The following is a 16572-nucleotide window of genomic DNA, read 5'->3' as shown; positions in this document are numbered from 1 at the left end:
GAAGCATTATACTCCTCATCCACATAAAAGTATAGAAAAGCACTAAGAAGTTGAACAGTAGAATGCACAAAAATACAGCACACGCTTTGAAGTTCTCCACAATAATCGTTTATTCATCCGGGTACAGGGTAATATACAAATAACTTATATTGTACAGGAGGGAATCAATATGCCGTGGAACAAACAGGATTATCCCGTTTCCATGAAAAATCTGGAGCCTCGTGTCAGACATAAGGCCATTGAGATTGCCAATGCATTGCTGGATGACGGTTATGAGGAAGGACGCTCCATTGCAATCGCGACTGCCAAAGCGGAAGAATGGGATGAGAATCATCCCACATCGAAAAATTCAAAGCAGGCTACAAAACATACTTCATCAGATAGCAAATCGGAGCATGGAAAATCTTCATCTCCACGCCGTCATTCCGAACCTGTCTCTTCTTCCAAAAGCCATGATAATATTCATGTCGTTCCTACCGACTCTGGCTGAAGAAGGTCAATCCAAATCTCTGGCTACGTTCCGAACCAAAGCCGAAGCTGTGGATGCTGCCAAAGAAAAGAGTGAAAAACAGAACATTCGGGCTATTATCAATAATGAAGATGGGCAAATTGCCTCTTCCATCAAGCCTTGAGTGAATCTGTTCTAAAATAGGAATATCGTGAATGTATTACTTTTAATTTTTTTACTGAAGGCAAGCAAAAAAGCCCTTTCGCCGCTAATGGAATGATTCCCATCAAGCATGCAAAAGGGCTTTGTGTTTGGTATGAGGCAAGCCCACCTTACTCGAACAACATTCATTTCGAATAGGGTGGTCGTTACGTTTAATGCGAAACCCCTCTAGCCACCGGAGCTCGTTGTGAAGCACCGCTGACTACTTTGGCTGCAGTCGACACGGGCAGCTTCACAGCTGAGGTCGTAACCGTCCGGCGAGCCGGGAAACTGACCATGTACGTAATCACTTTACTGGCAATCCATACGGCCAGAATGGTATATAAAGTTTCTTTTACCGGTAGAAAGAAAAGCGACAATCCGAGTACAAACGCATCGCTGACAAAGAAAACCGTTCCCAGCTTCCAGCCCTTCCAACGGCTAATGAGCACCGCCAGAATGTCGTCTCCACCTGTTGCTCCTCCGAATCGAAGCACCATGCCAGCTCCCACGCCGGTGATAACACCGGACAGGACTGCCGGAACCCACAAATTACCGTGAAACGGAATAACCAGGGTGGAGTACCGCTCAAACCCGTCATAGAACAATGAGAATGCGGCCACACCCAGCAGCGCCTGAATCATGAACTTCCAGCCCTTGAGGAACCAGGCCAGAATCATGACTGGAATATCCAGCAGCAGCATGCCGATCGCAGGTGATAAGCCTGTCGCGTACTTTCCAAGCAGGGCCAGACCGACAAATCCGCCCTCCGATAAATGATTCTGAAAATTAATGTGATAGTAGGCAAATGCCAAAATAAATGTTCCGAGCAGCATAATGGCGAACTTTACCGCCTCTGTCTTAACTTGTTGTAAGGTTAACGATGTTCTCTTCATTCAGGTTCCCTCGCAGTTTGTAAAGGTTGGTTTGCACCGACCGTACCCTGCAAAAGGCAAGCCTGGAAGAAATCATCGTATTTGTCCTTCGAATATTATTCATTCCAATCCCCTCTTTCGCAGAGTCAGCCGTTTTTTTCTTTACGGTGGTGTACTCTACAAGGGGCGCTAAGTGTAAGAGAGATCGTAACGTTTCCAGATCGTCCTTGGGGAAATTATCCTTCGGGAACTCATGGTATCCTGATCCTTTCTGTCTGTTGGTGGTTAGCTATGCCAATTAAACTGATGAATATTACACCTTGCATAAGACCATATAAACTTTACACTTAACCACTTCGATTGCAGTACCCTCTTTCGATCGCTGTTATCCCCGGATTTTTTGATTCCCTTTTCCAAAGGAGAAAATCCGGGGATAAAGGCGAGCGCTTCGCTTCTCCAGACGGGTTCTGCACTCTACGTTCTCGTGTAAAAATTTAGTTCGCCTTCTATAGACACATGTAACGTTCAATTCAGTTTAAAAATCTAAGCTAACTTGCTTGTTCTTCTATTATATAACACCGATGTGATTGGGTCGAAACAGCAGACCCTTCAAATATGCGCAAAAAGCACACTCTGGCCTGCTTGAGCCGCGAAACAGCCACACCAGGACAAGCTTCTCTAACTAATGGTGCTACCTGCTCCTTCATTCTATGACTGAAGCTTCCAAATATAACTGTCCAGTCACCCAACTGTGACAATTTGGGTCCATTTTTTATTTTTCCGCGGATTTTAAAGGAATCATTTCCCTCTTGCACATACACTATAGCAAATGTAATCGGCTTATCTTGGTCCAGCTAAACGTTTCCAGACTTACTCTGCTGTTTATGGTATAATATAACAATTGATTCCCACTACCCGTTTAAGCGAGGCGGATTGATGAAAACGTTAAAGCCAAGAGTCTTTATTGGCTGCTCGCTGGAAGCGAAGCCGATTGCAGCCGCAGTACACGAAAACTTGCGTTTCTCGGCCGAAGTTACCCCTTGGTACTCCGGAGTTTTTAATCCAAGCAGTTATACCATGGACGATTTGGAAACAGAAGTGCGTACGACTGACTTTGCCATTTTTATTTTTCATCCGGATGATATATCGAAAATTCGCGGGAAGTACTATGCCTCTGTCCGTGATAATACAATGCTGGAAATGGGTTTGTTTATGGGTCGGCTAGGACGAAAGCGTATTTTTTTCATTCTCCCTGAAGATATTACGGACATCAAAGACGCTTCCAAGATCGAAGGTTTACGCATGCCTACAGACCTGCTGGGATTAAATCCACTGGTTTATGAAATTCGTTCAGACGGGAAATGGGCGCCAGCCGTCTCGGTGGCCTGTTCCAAAATCGCAGACAGCATCGAAGAACAGGGACGATGGAGCGATCCCGAAGTGGAAAAAATCATCGAGAAACATAAAAGGTCTGAGGGCGAAGCCCGATTACAGTTGCTCAAGCTGCTGCGATTCTTCAGGGAGTTACTGCGTACCCGCAAAGCAGATTCGGTTATGTTGGAGCGAATGAGCGATGCACTTCGAAGTGCATTTGTATCCCTTCCTCCATTTGCCGTGCGTGGGACTGCAATATACCGTACAGATGACAGTGGTCATATTGAACAATTATGTGGTAATGTTGGGGAACCGGGGAGAAAATATAACTTGTCCGCCAACGACGACAAACAGCTTGATGATCCGAAGCGAATTCTGGTTATTGATTCTTACCGGGAGAACAAAATCAAGATCAATCTCTACGACGACTACCTTGAGAAAGAGTATCTGCTATGCTATCCTGTAGCCAAGAGGTATGTAATCACAGTCCATATTATTGGACATATTGAAGCGGATGAGGCGATATTTCAGCAGATGGATTTGGAGAATCGTCATCTGTTCAACGCCATCAACGATTTGTTAGGAGGCGAACCGGAATGAAACCGGAAACGAAAAAAATAAGCAAGCGCTGGGGCAGCGAGAAAAAGGTACGCCTCAGTTCTGCGCCCGAATCATCACGACCGGTTCCGGAACCCAAGGAAGAAGATCGTTTCCACAAACCGGCCGTACCGCTGACTACGATTGGCCCTTCGCTGAAGGGTAAAGAAAGACCTTACAAAGTGATTCTGGAAAAAGAGGCTCTTTATGAGAAGCCTCAGTATCTGGCTTAACCGCTTTATGCTCATATACAACTCTGCCGTCTGGTTCGGCAGATCATCTGGCCCCGCCGCCCAAGGCAGGGGCTTTTTTGTTGCAATTACTTTGGCAATTCTTCATAACCTTCGCTAATCGACGAACCAAAAGCTCTTCATCTCTTCCTCTGATGCATTTAGTCGTTTTCTTTATGCCCTTAGGTTTCCTGCAAAACCCAAAAATTATACCTTATTTTGGAGAAGGCTTGTCCCTATTTCACCGCCTACAACCTCAGCATAAATCGCATATGTGCTACTTCCAATATTTCTCGGTTGTATTGTGTATCATCATTGCATATATTGATTATAATATAAGAACATACGTTCTGTAAATAAGAACATGTCCGAATTCAAGGTTAAGGAAGTGAAAGTATGTCATCATCCCCTTCCGCCCCATCCCCTGCGGATGAAGACCACCGATTGATTAAAAGCATGGTTGTACGCACCCTGCTGCTGGATGTGCTTGAACGGGATATTCGCACACTGGATACGTTGCAGCTCAAAATGCCAGAGGTCTACATTCTGTCTCTAACCCGCATTCAGAATGATGTACTTAAGGAAATGCTGACGCTTCGCAAACAGATGAGAACTCGTGGCGTCAAGGTTCTGGAGGAAAAACGGCAAGTTGATGGAATCGAAACCCAGTATCTGTGCAGAGGCTATTTGCAGCGGTTCTATATGCTGTGGACGTTCGCGCGGAATGAAGTCAAAAAAGAGCTTAGTCGGCATCTGGATATGGACTTGACCCAGCCGTTATAGCTGATTCATCTGCTAAATGTACCCGTCATCGTTTAAATTCACATTTCTTCGTCCACTTAGTTCACTTACTCCTTAGACTCCTCACCCTTCTGCCTAATCGAAACAGGTTGACCCCGGGAGGCTGCGTTCATTAAGATGGAATAGACAAGTCTGTACATTCTGTTCAGACTTGTAGTGAAAATGAATTCCTATAAGCAAACAAGCCTGCCAGCCATTAACGGCGGACAGACTTGTTCATTGGAATTGCTTTCAACGTCTATCAATCAAGGAGCTGTACTTCATGGACTTGAATTCGCATTTAATTAAAAATCAAACACCCGCACATACAGGCATTGCCGCAGATGTTACCGAACTGATCGGCCAGACACCTGCCGTCAGACTGAACAGACTTACAGACAGTGATTCCGCTGACGTATACGTCAAGCTGGAATACTTCAATCCGAGCGGCAGCGTCAAAGACCGTGCCGCTTATAACCTGATCGTTCAGGCTGAACGGGCAGGACTACTGCTTCCCGGCGCAACCATTATCGAACCGACCAGTGGTAATACAGGGATCGGTCTTGCGATGAACGCCGCTGCCAGAGGATATAAAGCCATTCTGATCATGCCGGACAACATGTCCAAGGAACGTATCAACATTCTGAAAGCCTACGGCGCAGATGTGGTGCTCACCCCTGCTGCGGAGCGGATGCCTGGCGCGATTCGCAAAGCAAAAGAACTTCAGGCCGACATTCCGGGAATTTTCATTCCCCAGCAATTTGAGAATCCGGCGAACCCGGACATTCACCGGATCACCACCGCTCCCGAAATTATGCAGCAGATGGAAGGCAAGCTGGACGCCTTCATCGCCACTGCGGGAACAGGCGGTACGATCACCGGAACGGGAGAAGAACTGCGCAAGCAGCTGCCGGACATTCGTATCTATGCGGTAGAGCCGAAAGGTTCACCTGTGCTGTCCGGTGGCGAGCCCGGACCCCACAAGCTCGTCGGTACAAGTCCGGGGTTCATTCCGGACATTCTGAATACCGACGTGTGGGATGCCATTATCCAGGTGTCCGATGAGGATGCACTGGATACGATGCGGCAGCTTGCTGCCCGGGAAGGGCTGCTGCTCGGCCCTTCCTCTGGCGCTTCGGTGTGGGCCTCCCTGCGCATCGCGCGGGAACTGGGACCGGGTCACCGAGTGCTCTGCATTGCGCCCGATACCGGGGAACGGTATTTGAGCATGGGTATTTTTTAACAAAGAAAAACTCTTACACAAGTTAAAGACTCCCCTCCAAAATGAGCGCTTGATCACAGCTGGACATTGAATCCGCAGCGTACAAGTACTTACTCTGGAAAGGGAGCCAGTTAAGTTAAATATTCTAAATATGAATGTGAACTAGTGTGTCAGGGTTGTCCATTCTACACCTTCGGGAAGCAGAGCCGCAATGCGGTCTTTGGCTTCCTTTTTGCTGTATAACGATTCATCTAGAATCGCGGCGGTACCCGAATCACTGCTGGTCCGAATCAAACGTCCCAGACCTTGCTTCACGCGCAGCAACATGTATGGAAGATCGATCTCTTCATAAGGTGCAGCTGACGCTGTACGTTTTGCATTAAATACAGGGTCCTGTGGTGGATACGGGAGCGACCAGATCATGACATTGGATAATGACGGTCCTGGAACGTCCAGACCTTCCCACAGATTGACGGAGCACAGCACACTTTCCTCATCCTCCTGGAAAGCGGCAATCAGGTCACTAATCTCCCGATCTCCCTCATACATAAAGCGTAACCCTTGAGCCTCAGGGACATGAACGATGTCCTGCTTGAATGCACGCAGCTCCTCCATCGTACGGAACAGAATCAGCGCACGGCCCCCACTTTCCTGAAGCAGCGTCACGGCGTCACGCAACCGATTTTCGTTTTCCGGGTGACCAGGTACGGTTTCATCGGTAATCTTCATCTGCATTTTGTCTGCGTAGTCATATGGGGAAGCCACGGAGAACGATACAAAATCATCAATCCCCAGACTGTCTGCCACATAACGGAATGAATTATCCACAGATAACGTTGCGGATGAGAAGACAATCGGAATGCCTGTGTTGAACACACGCTCGTTCAGAATTTCCTTCACGGTACGCGGCATGATGGATAAGGTTGTCTCGTCATCGCTCTGTTCAGCCCAGCAGATGTACCCATCTTCCTTACGGAACAACGCAAGGGCAGACTGAATCATGTCCAGATGTTCTTCCACTACACGCATCTGATAGCCGTCCAGCGAGAACAATCCGCTCTCAAATACCAATTCTTCGCCGATCGCATCCAATACGCTGGTCAGTCGTTCAATCTCACGCAGCAACGGCGGTTCTACCCGCACTTCTTTCCGTTCCGATCCGGGAATGGCTACCGTATACGTATCCAGCAACGCGAACAGTCGCTCACTGCTCTCTATCGCTTCATCCACACGCTCGGCGAGGGATTCACGAATCTCACCTTCAAGCAGGCGAGTGACGAGTTCCTCGAAGATGCGGTGTTTCAATTTGTAGCTCAGTGCGTTCAGGGCCGCTTCTTCCAGCAAATGTCCTTCATCAAATACAACCGAGCTGTGATCAGGCAGCAATGGCAATTGTCCCTCGCGTTTGCGCGCTTCATAGGTCCACACATGCTCCATATAGTAATCATGGGAACAGATGATGATGTCCTTGGAACGGCGGTAGTGGTCACGTGATAACGTCAGGCCGCAGCGTTGACGTTTGGGACAAACGAAACAATCTTGGAACGGGTCCCAGTTAATTTTATTCCACTGGCGATCATTCAGATGTGGATACTGTTTGCGATCACCATACGGATGGAATGCCTGAAGCGTACCCGGCGTATTCACAAAATCCGGAAGGCTCTCATGCACCTCTTCGATCACCTGCGCATCCTCGTCTGCGAATCTTACTGCACTTAATTTGTTCAGACAGACGTATTGGTCCGGTGACTTGCCCAAACGTGCGTCCACTTCCAAGTCCAGATGTGCAGCCAGCTTCGCAATATCTCCGCCGGGCTTCACGAGCTGTTCAATCAACGACTCATCGGCACAGGCGATTACCGCCGGTTTACCCGTATAACGAGCATAACAGACCGCGTAGAGCAGATAGACTAATGTCTTTCCTGTTCCCACACCAGCCTCAGCCATAATGGTCTTTTTATCTCCATAGGCCCGTTCGAGCTGGTACGCCATAAAAATCTGTTCATCCCGTACCTCAAAGCCGGACTCAGGCAAAATATCGTAAAAAACATCGGCAACCCATTCCCCTAAACGGGATACAAAGGGCTCTGCCGGATCATATGCAAAAGGATAACGTTGTGTAGACAATCCTAGGTCAGCCTCCATTCTTAGACAAGCGGTCCAAATTTCATTTTCCGTTCAAAAAAGGCCGCTGGGCAAAAGTTAATTATCCCACGCCATGAGGTGGGTGACAAGCTTTTTTTAATGAAAACGATGTATAGAACCGGACCACAGGGAAAATATATACAGAAATCCAACTTAAGGAAAGGTGGTCTCTATGGATAACCATTCTTCACAACCTGATCATTCCTCAGACAAGGCACCCGAGACATTAACGGATCGGCAAGGCCATCCCATCACGGACAATCAAAATGTTCGAACCGTCGGCAGCCGGGGACCGACTACGCTGGAGAATTATCACTTTCTCGAAAAGATCACCCATTTTGACCGCGAACGTATTCCAGAACGGGTTGTCCATGCCCGCGGCGCTGGCGCTCATGGTGTATTTCAGGCTTATGGAACGGCCGGGGATGAACCCGTATCGAAGTATACACGCGCACGTCTGTTTCAGGAAAAAGGCAAAGAAACGCCCGTATTCGTTCGCTTCTCTACGGTTATTCACGGTGGACATTCACCGGAGACGCTGCGGGACCCGCGCGGATTTGCTGTAAAATTCTATACGGAAGATGGCAACTGGGATCTGGTGGGCAACAATCTGAAAATCTTTTTCATTCGTGACCCACTCAAGTTCCCGGATATGGTGCATGCCTTCAAGCCAGACCCGTTGACCAATGCACAGGATATGGAACGGTTTTTCGATTTCGTTTCGCTCAGTCCTGAAGCCACCCATATGATTACGTTTCTCTTCTCCCCTTGGGGAATTCCGGCCAACTATCGACAAATGCAAGGCTCGGGCGTCAATACATACAAATGGGTGAATCAGGAAGGCACTGGTGTGCTCATTAAATATCACTGGGAGCCGCTCAATCAAGGCATACGCAACCTGCTCCAGAAGGATGCCAGCGATATTCAAGGACAGAACTTCAACCACGCCACGCTGGATCTGTATCATGCCATTGAACAAGGCGACTATCCCGAATGGGAGCTGTGCGTTCAGGTGATGGAGGACGGCGAGCATCCAGAACTGGATTTTGACCCACTGGACCCGACCAAGCTGTGGCCGCCAGAGCAGTTTCCGTTTTTACCTGTTGGAAAAATGACCTTAAACCGTAATCCTGAGGACTACTTCAATGAAGTGGAACAAGCAGCGTTTGGCACAGGTGTGCTGGTGGATGGACTGGATTTCTCGGATGACAAACTGCTGCAAGGCCGCACCTTCTCCTACTCGGATACCCAGCGTCACCGGGTGGGTGCCAACTACCTGCAACTACCCGTCAATGCACCGAAGAACCGGGTTGCAACGAATCAGAGCGGCGGACAGATGCAATATCAGGTCGATCGGGCACCGGGGCAGAATCCACATGTCAACTATGAACCTTCCTCGCTCGGTGGACTAAAGGAAGCAACTCCACGCGGCAAGGAACATGAACCTCTCATTGAGGGTCGTCTTGTTCGTGAGAAGATTGAGCGTACGAATGACTTTGGACAAGCGGGTGATACGTACCGGGCGTTCGAGGATTGGGAGCGGGATGAGCTGATCAGCAATCTGGTCGATGCTTTAGCCACATGCAAACCGGATATCCGCGAGCGCATGATTTCCCATTTCACACAAGCGGATGCCGATTATGGACGCCGGGTAGCGGAAGGATTATCCTCCGTCTCAACGGATGACAGTGCCACTGTTCAGCCCAAGCATGAGCCCACGGTGGAACAGGCCGCCAAGCGCAGCCATGAAGCAGATCCATATTAAGCACTGGCTGGTTTAGTTAAGGCGTATTTTAAGGTAAAGGACATGTTATATAGCAACGTATAGGTTCGTTAATTAACCCTCGGTAGCAAAGACTGCTTGTGCAGTTGCTATCGGGGGTATTTGGCGTTTCAAACTGAGCAGCCTGTGAGCTGATCACGTGAGGGCCTTCTATTTTAAATATTTATAAAGTTGATTTCGGCGGATTGGAGGTATGGATCATGATGTTTGCTAGGAAAAGGGGCTCTTTCTACGTTCATTTCAGATGATCCCCTGTTAAATGAGGGACATGAACTGAGCGCAGGATTATGCGCTGCTCACATGAATTTCCATTTCCGACCAGTTATACGAGGCTTGTCAGCAGGTTGAGTCCATCTGATCAAATGATTATTGATGATAACGTTTACAACATTTACCATGAACCTGTGTCCTCTAGGACTTCATTTCCCAATTACTAAGGAGGTTTGCTTAATGAAATTATTCCCAATCACTTCTGTTCATGCATCATCTCAACGTTCGCTGAAATCGAAAATGACTCACATCTGCCTAAGTGCCGCGTTCCCTCTATTATTGCTCGGCGGTGGATCGGCTGGTGCGGCGGAACTGATCGATAGCGGACTGCAAAATCCCTCTGATTCTGTGGCTGCCTCCCGTATCGCACTCGCTGCAGGTGATCTATATGTCGCTCCTGGCGGCTCGGCTAGCAATCCCGGAACCCTCGCGAGTCCTACGTCACTGGCTAACGCGTTGACCCAGATCGCACCGGGTAAAACAATATATCTGCGCGGTGGCACCTACAGCTTCTCGGAAACGGTTACGATCGAGCGAGGCAACAGTGGTACATCGGGACAACGCAAAAATCTGGTGGCGTATGAATCGGAAAAGCCTGTCTTTGATTTCTCGGCTCAAGCCTTCGCCTCCACCAATCGCGGGCTGCAAATGTTTGGAGACTACTGGCTCGTCAAAGGACTTGAAGTGAAGGGCGCGGGCGACAACGGTATCTTTATCGGGGGCAGCTACAACCGCCTCGAACAGATCGAAGCTCATCATAACCGGGATACTGGCATCCAGCTCGGACGTTATGCTTCGACTGCTTCAAACAGCGAATGGCCTGCCTATAACGAGATTATTCGCTCCTATTCCCATGATAACTATGACCCGGATGACGGCGAGGATGCCGACGGTTTTGCTGCCAAATTGACGGTAGGCCCGGGCAACCTGTTCGATGGTTGTATCGCTGCCTATAATGTAGACGATGGCTGGGATCTCTATAGCAAAACAGATACAGGCGCCATCGGCGTCGTGACGATCCGCAACAGCATCTCCCATCACAACGGGCAGACTTCGGATGGTACATCTACCTCCAATAGTGACGGTAACGGCTTCAAGCTGGGTGGCGAGAAAATCGCGGTGAATCACATTGTGGAGAACAGCATTGCTTTTCAAAATAAAAAGCACGGCTTCACCTATAACAGCAATCCCGGTTCCATTCAGTTGAAAAACAATACGTCCTGGCAAAATGGTCAAAGCAACTTTGCCTTTGATGTAGGCACACATATCTTCACCAACAACCTGTCCTTCGAAGGCGGCGCCAGTGACAAAACCAGTGGAACCGACGTCAGCAGCACCAACGTCTGGTGGAAAAACAAGAAGAGCGTGAACGACAAAGGCCTGCTCGCCAGCGCAGCCGACTTTGTCTCCCTCGTACCTTCGGTGACACGCAGCGCGGATGGAACGCCTGTCCTGGGCGACTTCCTGAAGCTTGCCACTGGCAGTGATCTGATTGGGTCGGGTACGCCATCGGGTACGAATATTGGTGCGCGGTAGGTTGTAGTTAGACAGGTGTAGGTAATAATTGCGGGATTAAACACAAAAGCCCCTTTCCATGCCAGCCTGATCGGTGGTAATGGAGAAGGGGCTTTTTGGGTTTGAATGATCGGGCAACCAACAGTTAATGCTAGTTACTTATGTTTTCGAATATTTTGGGCTGGTTTTGAAAGGTTACATCTGCCCTGCTCGCGTATAGGTTGGGTTAATCGTTTGCGCTCATGCTCTGCACAAAACCTCGATCATCAGCCTACCGCCTGTGCGGAAACCTTGCTCAAACGCTGCTTCCACGTACATGGACGTCGATTGCCCGATTAAGTCTACCAATTCTTCCAATGCATCATATTCGTTCTCCGTATGCTGTGTCTTATAGTTCTGCATCAGGTCCGATATGCGGCGATTGATCTCCTGATACTCGGCATGCTCAGGATGAATCGACTCGTCCAACCGCAGGTTTCCGTGAAACAAATCCTCGATCAGGTTTGACATGTTATCCTTCATGGTACGGTCACCTCAGGGATATTGTAACTCAGGGGATGAGGTGAGATGATAATTTAGCGGGAAATCCGCTAGTATAACTGCGAACGTGACAAGTGGGACATCCCAACCGCTATATTAATAAAGTGGATCATCCTCTATCTAGTCGGATGTGTCTGCCGAAATATCATCTTCGAAATCCATCCAGCAGACCATTTTCCCTAAGGAACCGCTGCTTGAATATTATGTTATCTAATGCCGATTCTCCTTTTAATTGTTAATCAAGGAAGTGGATTTTCGTTTTCCCACCTCTCAACTGCTCTTGTCTAATGTGAATGGCGTCTAATTTTGAAGCGAAAATATTTATTTGTTGAAAGCTAGAATACTCCGCTGAGTATTAACCTCCAAGCCTTGTTACCGCACCACAACTAACAGTACAATAATTCCGAGACAAGTCAGCCAGCTTACTGGGTGACCGAAATTTAATCCCCAGCCGACTCCGAACCTTTTCTCGACCATTAGGTTTGGATCTTTGCGATTGAAATAAATCATACCTAATAGCCATTTATCATCATCATGGACAGGTCTGACATTGGAGGAATCGTCAGACCGCTCCAAGCGGCTTCCGCCCTGACCAGCCCAGAACGATAAGGCGAAGGCGTATAGGATGATAAAAGCTATTATAATTAGGATAATGGGGATAGCGAAATTGATGTTAAGCAGAGATATCATGTTTAGTTGCACAACGGAAAACAGGATAACTATTAAGAAGCTTGCTGTAATCATAAAATATGACCAAGTACGGCGGAATGTTACGTCTTGTCTGATGGAACGGTTAGGATCAGTGGGTTGAACTTGATGCTTCACTCTGCGAATACTCCAATTCTCAAATATGAACAAAAGTGTTATGAACACTTGCATGAGCGTAGGCATAAACACAGAACTATAAGATTTAGCTGCATAGCGGTCTACGTTCCAACTGCTGTTGAAATGGATCGGAATCTGATCAGGAATAAGATCGTAGTTGCGTAGCACAGTTAGAATACTAACACCAATAATTAAAAAATGAATGAGGAACCAATTACTAGACAAGCCAATGTTTCTTTCCCGAAATCCAGTGCCCACTGCCATGATCGACGGTTCCGGAGCAATAGGCAGCATAGGTAGTAAACTTTTCATTTTGAAATGATAGCTAATGTTTATGACTAGGGAGATTACGACCATGGCGAGTGAATAAGTGACAATGATCCAACTTTGTTGCTTGGAATGTTCAACGTATATTAGGCAGATGATGCAAACAATGAATAGGATGGTATGTAAGGTAGCACTAATCCTAGCATATGACTTTCGCATCTGGCGCAGAGGCTCACTGTGGAATTGTGCAGCGCTGACGGTGACCCCAAAACTAATCGTCTCTCTTGTTAAATAAGGCATGCTTACCATGAGTAGAATGGTAGGTACAAATACAAAGATCATTACCATAACAGGCATTATCGTCATATCATTCGCCTCCTCTTACACATAAGTGTGTATTCGAAAAGTCTATAACCCTTATAGCATAGGCGATTCATCACTATGCCTTTTTACGTATGATTATCCTATTAAATTAGGATAGGTAATCGACTTGAACATAATTTAATTATAATCGCTTTTAGTGACTACAAGGGCGAAATTAACAATTTATCCAGATTTTTTGTTACGTAGAGTTACTCATCTGACAACTGCAAGATGTACATCAAATCCATCGCTGTAAAACTAGCTATTTCTCCTCTGAATATATAAATACATAATTACTCTCGTCCGACTTCTCTTCTGAAAAAACAAACTCTAACCGATCAAATCCCTTAATATCCCTCACATCTGTAATTTTACGCTCTGCCATATAACGTACCATTTCGCCTCTGGCCATTTTGGCCCGTGTTGCCTTTTCAACAAGCTTCCCATTGACCATCTGTCCAAATACACAAGTGATAAACCGGGTTTCCTCGCTCAGAAAAGGCGTGATGTTTTTGCTATACTCTTTGGAAGCCAGATTCAGGATACAGTCGCTTTCCGCTTGAAGCTGATCTGCCAACTTACTGCCCCAGAATTGATAGAGCGATTTGAAACCTGGACCTTGCAGCTTGCCCTGCATCTCCAACCGATAAGGGGTAACCCCATCCAAAGGCCGCAACATGCCATAAAAACCGGATAATATGCGTAAATGCTGCTCCAGATACTCCAGTTCCTTATTTTGAAAAACACCCGGAGCCATATACTGATACTGAATACCTTCATAGGCATAGATGGCTGGCGTAAGATTTGCTTTTATATTCATATTCCGGATCCGCTCCACGTTCTGTTCGGCGATTGCATCGTTACACTTCCACAACGTTTTGAGCTCATCATAGGATAACTTTTGAAGCAGACTCAATAGCTGTTCTGACTCGTTTATAAAATGCGGCATCTTTGCGATAGCCATAAGATCGGTATCAATCTTCATCTTTTTAGCTGGTGATATAATGATTCTCATCGTGCTGATCCATCCTTAATCTACCTTTGTTTTTGTCGTTATTCATTTTACAGGATCGGCTAGGTAAATCCAATGTCAGGGCTTAACTAAATCCCTCATGTTACCTTTGAAAAGACTCAAAAATGAACAAGTCAGCCCACGATTGGACCGGCTTGTTCATTAGAATTCAACACATTCAATTGGTGAGAGAGCAAGGTGTGCATTTCAAACCGCTAATTAGGGAGATACGCTCCCCGCGCCGCTATTTTGCTCTGTTTTTGTAGTCGGTAATTGAATCATTGGAGTGTTTGATCCACTTACATATGGGAGTGCTCCATCCCATTTCTTGATGGTTTCATATTCAACGAGTTGGCTCGATAAGGATTGTTGAAGCTCTTTATTGGCTTTAGCTTGACCTTCTGCTTCAATCAATAGTTTGTCTGCATTACCTTGCGCTTCCACGCGCTTACGATCTGCTTCTTTCTTGGCGATCTCAAGTTCAGTCGTTTTACGTTCCAGTTCTTGTGAAGCTTCGACACGCTTATCGATTGCCTCCTGAGTCTTAGCGTCAGGTTGAGGAACACCTACAGTAACGTTGGATACAATAAAGCCTAACTCTTTAACGTCATCAGAAAAACGTTGTTGGACATCCACTCCTGCCTCGGATGACTTTTCACCATAAACATCAATTACTGTAAACTTAGAAATACCTTTACGAGCTGCGTCGCGGAAACGTGTTTTGAGATATGTATCCTCAATTTCTTGAATGCTAATTGGCCCAAATGTATTGAATATAGAAGATACTTTACTTGGTTCTACTTGGTAGTTGTAAGCAAAATCGATTGTGATGTTTTTCCCGTCAGAAGTAGCAATCTGAATATCTCTGTATTCAACCGTTTGAATTCGGATCGGATATTTCGTCACTTTATCAAACGCTCCAACTAGTTTCCACCCTTGACTTAGTGTACTATCTTTTACGCCTCCATTTGGTGAATAGACGACCCCAACATATCCATTAGGAATTCGTGTTAAAAAGAAGGTCACCAGTAACACTCCCACAATAATAACCAAGGCAACCGTGATCGCCCCTACCCTAAACGTCTTTGAATTTTTCATCACCATTCTCCTCTTGTTTGAATTTATTGTATTTCTTCAACACTCTACTACCTATTTTATTGAATAGCGGGAACATTAATGACCATAGAATAAATGCTAGGATAAAGATTAAAATAATTCCCCCAATAAATGGCATACTCGTACTCCCTTCTACGGATGTAACCAAGCACAAACTTATAAATAGCGACTAATTATATCCTTCTTTATATATACTTTGTAAAATCGTATTCGGTTTCAAGGATATTCAGCGCTTGAAGTACTATTAGGTTAAGTAGTGAAGAAAATGGTGAGTGAGTAACGTCCAGTACCCGGTTATTCCTAACCCGAAAGTGATCATCATTTCATCTGGATATTATGAATCAGGAGTGAGTTGTGGCCCTTGCTCTTCTCTGTAGGTGTATGCAAATGATATAATATGGCACTCTTTATACGTATGTATTTTTATAAAAAGCTTATTCATATTGCTATAGAATATACAAATCAAAATCAAACTCTGCTTTCAAGTCATAGGTTATACTGATTGCCTTTTGCTCAATAGAAATCGCAGGGCTTTCATTATTCATGACCCTGATCGAGAAGCTAAACAGAAAATTCAAATTATGCTTCATTCTCAAGGTTTTCAACTTTTCAATATGTGGCTCCAAAAGATTCAGTAAGTAGTTCAATTGCTGATTGACATCAAAAGATTCCTGATAGTCCGTTTCCAAGAACCAACAGGTTTCTTTTCTGTACAAATCTCTATCATCAATCTTTTCTCCTTTTATATAGGTTCCTGATGGTTCTATTCCAATCTGTTCTGTGACTAACTTCGGTTCGAAATGATCTCCGGTAATGATAAATTCAGCCATCATATTCGTTTTCTCCATATACGATCCTCCTAACTTGTTCATATTGATTTATCAGAAACCACTGGAAGTATATCCCTTGTGACATCCAGCGGACTAAATTTGCCTCTTGACCCCTTCTGACCTGGTGATGACCTTTCCGTTTTGAATATTCACCCAGTTAGCATTCTGTGTACAGTAAT

At 46.1% G+C, this 16572-nt stretch carries 13 protein-coding genes and 1 pseudogene; 7 read left to right on the top strand and 7 right to left on the bottom strand.

Going from position 1 to position 16572, the window contains the following annotated elements; translation table 11 throughout:
- Positions 1 to 169: 169 nt before the first annotated feature.
- Positions 170 to 632, top strand: a pseudogene (locus gpAD87_RS32950) (DUF2188 domain-containing protein).
- Between the two features lie 190 nt (positions 633 to 822).
- Here gpAD87_RS32950 and gpAD87_RS05275 read toward each other — a convergent pair.
- On the bottom strand, positions 823 to 1545 hold the full coding sequence (locus gpAD87_RS05275; protein WP_064636674.1) for a YitT family protein: 723 nt from the start codon (positions 1543 to 1545) through the stop codon (positions 823 to 825).
- Positions 1546 to 2460: 915 nt separating this feature from the next.
- On the opposite strand from gpAD87_RS05275, the gene gpAD87_RS05270 reads away from it, so the two are divergent.
- The 4 genes from gpAD87_RS05270 to cysK all read left to right on the top strand — a co-directional run bounded on the left by gpAD87_RS05270 (position 2461) and on the right by cysK (position 5748).
- A complete protein-coding gene (locus gpAD87_RS05270) occupies positions 2461 to 3498 on the top strand; it encodes a nucleotide-binding protein (protein ID WP_082935010.1) in 1038 nt (345 codons plus the stop codon).
- Positions 3495 to 3728 (top strand): hypothetical protein, encoded by a 234-nt coding sequence (locus gpAD87_RS05265; RefSeq protein WP_064636670.1) that lies wholly within the window; start codon positions 3495 to 3497, stop codon positions 3726 to 3728. Before gpAD87_RS05270 ends, gpAD87_RS05265 begins: the two co-directional genes overlap by 4 nt.
- A 393-nt stretch (positions 3729 to 4121) precedes the next feature.
- Positions 4122 to 4508: a hypothetical protein gene (locus gpAD87_RS05260; protein WP_064636668.1), complete on the top strand. Its 387-nt coding sequence runs from the start codon at positions 4122 to 4124 to the stop codon at positions 4506 to 4508.
- 280 nt (positions 4509 to 4788) lie between these two features.
- The gene (cysK, locus tag gpAD87_RS05255) at positions 4789 to 5748 is read left to right on the top strand and encodes a cysteine synthase A (protein WP_197521373.1); all 960 of its coding nucleotides are present in this window, start codon (positions 4789 to 4791) and stop codon (positions 5746 to 5748) included.
- A 141-nt stretch (positions 5749 to 5889) separates the two neighbouring features.
- Here the strand turns inward: cysK and gpAD87_RS05250 are convergent, their stop codons facing one another.
- Complete coding sequence (locus gpAD87_RS05250) at positions 5890 to 7872, bottom strand: ATP-dependent DNA helicase (protein WP_064636666.1); 1983 nt, start codon at positions 7870 to 7872, stop codon at positions 5890 to 5892.
- Positions 7873 to 8044: 172 nt separating this feature from the next.
- On the opposite strand from gpAD87_RS05250, the gene gpAD87_RS05245 reads away from it, so the two are divergent.
- Both gpAD87_RS05245 and gpAD87_RS05240 read left to right on the top strand, forming a co-directional pair.
- A complete protein-coding gene (locus tag gpAD87_RS05245; protein WP_064636664.1) occupies positions 8045 to 9637 on the top strand; it encodes a catalase in 1593 nt (530 codons plus the stop codon).
- Positions 9638 to 10105: 468 nt separating this feature from the next.
- Positions 10106 to 11461 (top strand): right-handed parallel beta-helix repeat-containing protein, encoded by a 1356-nt coding sequence (locus gpAD87_RS05240; RefSeq protein WP_082935009.1) that lies wholly within the window; start codon positions 10106 to 10108, stop codon positions 11459 to 11461.
- Positions 11462 to 11680: 219 nt separating this feature from the next.
- Here gpAD87_RS05240 and gpAD87_RS05235 read toward each other — a convergent pair whose 3' ends face one another.
- The 5 genes from gpAD87_RS05235 to gpAD87_RS05215 form a co-directional block, all read right to left on the bottom strand.
- The gene (locus tag gpAD87_RS05235) at positions 11681 to 11962 is read right to left on the bottom strand and encodes a DUF6809 family protein (RefSeq protein ID WP_082935008.1); all 282 of its coding nucleotides are present in this window, start codon (positions 11960 to 11962) and stop codon (positions 11681 to 11683) included.
- Positions 11963 to 12352: 390 nt separating this feature from the next.
- On the bottom strand, positions 12353 to 13438 hold the full coding sequence (locus gpAD87_RS05230; protein WP_064636662.1) for a DUF1648 domain-containing protein: 1086 nt from the start codon (positions 13436 to 13438) through the stop codon (positions 12353 to 12355).
- A gap of 259 nt (positions 13439 to 13697) precedes the next feature.
- Positions 13698 to 14450, bottom strand: a complete 753-nt coding sequence (gene yaaA, locus gpAD87_RS05225; protein WP_064636660.1) for a peroxide stress protein YaaA — start codon at positions 14448 to 14450, stop codon at positions 13698 to 13700.
- A 216-nt stretch (positions 14451 to 14666) separates the two neighbouring features.
- Entirely contained in the window at positions 14667 to 15545 is an 879-nt protein-coding gene (locus tag gpAD87_RS05220) for a prohibitin family protein (RefSeq protein WP_082935007.1), read from the bottom strand.
- Between the two features lie 464 nt (positions 15546 to 16009).
- Entirely contained in the window at positions 16010 to 16411 is a 402-nt protein-coding gene (locus gpAD87_RS05215; protein ID WP_197521372.1) for a DUF4279 domain-containing protein, read from the bottom strand.
- Between the last annotated feature and the right edge of the window lie 161 nt (positions 16412 to 16572).

The sequence above is a fragment of the Paenibacillus sp. AD87 genome (assembly GCF_001659845.1).
In the GTDB taxonomy this organism is placed as follows: domain Bacteria; phylum Bacillota; class Bacilli; order Paenibacillales; family Paenibacillaceae; genus Paenibacillus; species Paenibacillus marchantiae.
This window is presented reverse-complemented; position numbering and strand designations above follow the sequence as displayed.

Coding starts and splice junctions, on each gene's coding strand:
- gpAD87_RS05275 (WP_064636674.1), bottom strand. CDS start 1,545: ATGAAGAGAACATCGTTAACCTTACAACAAGTTAAGACAGAGGCGGTA.
- gpAD87_RS05270 (WP_082935010.1), top strand. CDS start 2,461: ATGAAAACGTTAAAGCCAAGAGTCTTTATTGGCTGCTCGCTGGAAGCG.
- gpAD87_RS05265 (WP_064636670.1), top strand. CDS start 3,495: ATGAAACCGGAAACGAAAAAAATAAGCAAGCGCTGGGGCAGCGAGAAA.
- gpAD87_RS05260 (WP_064636668.1), top strand. CDS start 4,122: ATGTCATCATCCCCTTCCGCCCCATCCCCTGCGGATGAAGACCACCGA.
- cysK (WP_197521373.1), top strand. CDS start 4,789: ATGGACTTGAATTCGCATTTAATTAAAAATCAAACACCCGCACATACA.
- gpAD87_RS05250 (WP_064636666.1), bottom strand. CDS start 7,872: ATGGAGGCTGACCTAGGATTGTCTACACAACGTTATCCTTTTGCATAT.
- gpAD87_RS05245 (WP_064636664.1), top strand. CDS start 8,045: ATGGATAACCATTCTTCACAACCTGATCATTCCTCAGACAAGGCACCC.
- gpAD87_RS05240 (WP_082935009.1), top strand. CDS start 10,106: ATGAAATTATTCCCAATCACTTCTGTTCATGCATCATCTCAACGTTCG.
- gpAD87_RS05235 (WP_082935008.1), bottom strand. CDS start 11,962: ATGAAGGATAACATGTCAAACCTGATCGAGGATTTGTTTCACGGAAAC.
- gpAD87_RS05230 (WP_064636662.1), bottom strand. CDS start 13,438: ATGACGATAATGCCTGTTATGGTAATGATCTTTGTATTTGTACCTACC.
- yaaA (WP_064636660.1), bottom strand. CDS start 14,450: ATGAGAATCATTATATCACCAGCTAAAAAGATGAAGATTGATACCGAT.
- gpAD87_RS05220 (WP_082935007.1), bottom strand. CDS start 15,545: ATGAAAAATTCAAAGACGTTTAGGGTAGGGGCGATCACGGTTGCCTTG.
- gpAD87_RS05215 (WP_197521372.1), bottom strand. CDS start 16,411: ATGGAGAAAACGAATATGATGGCTGAATTTATCATTACCGGAGATCAT.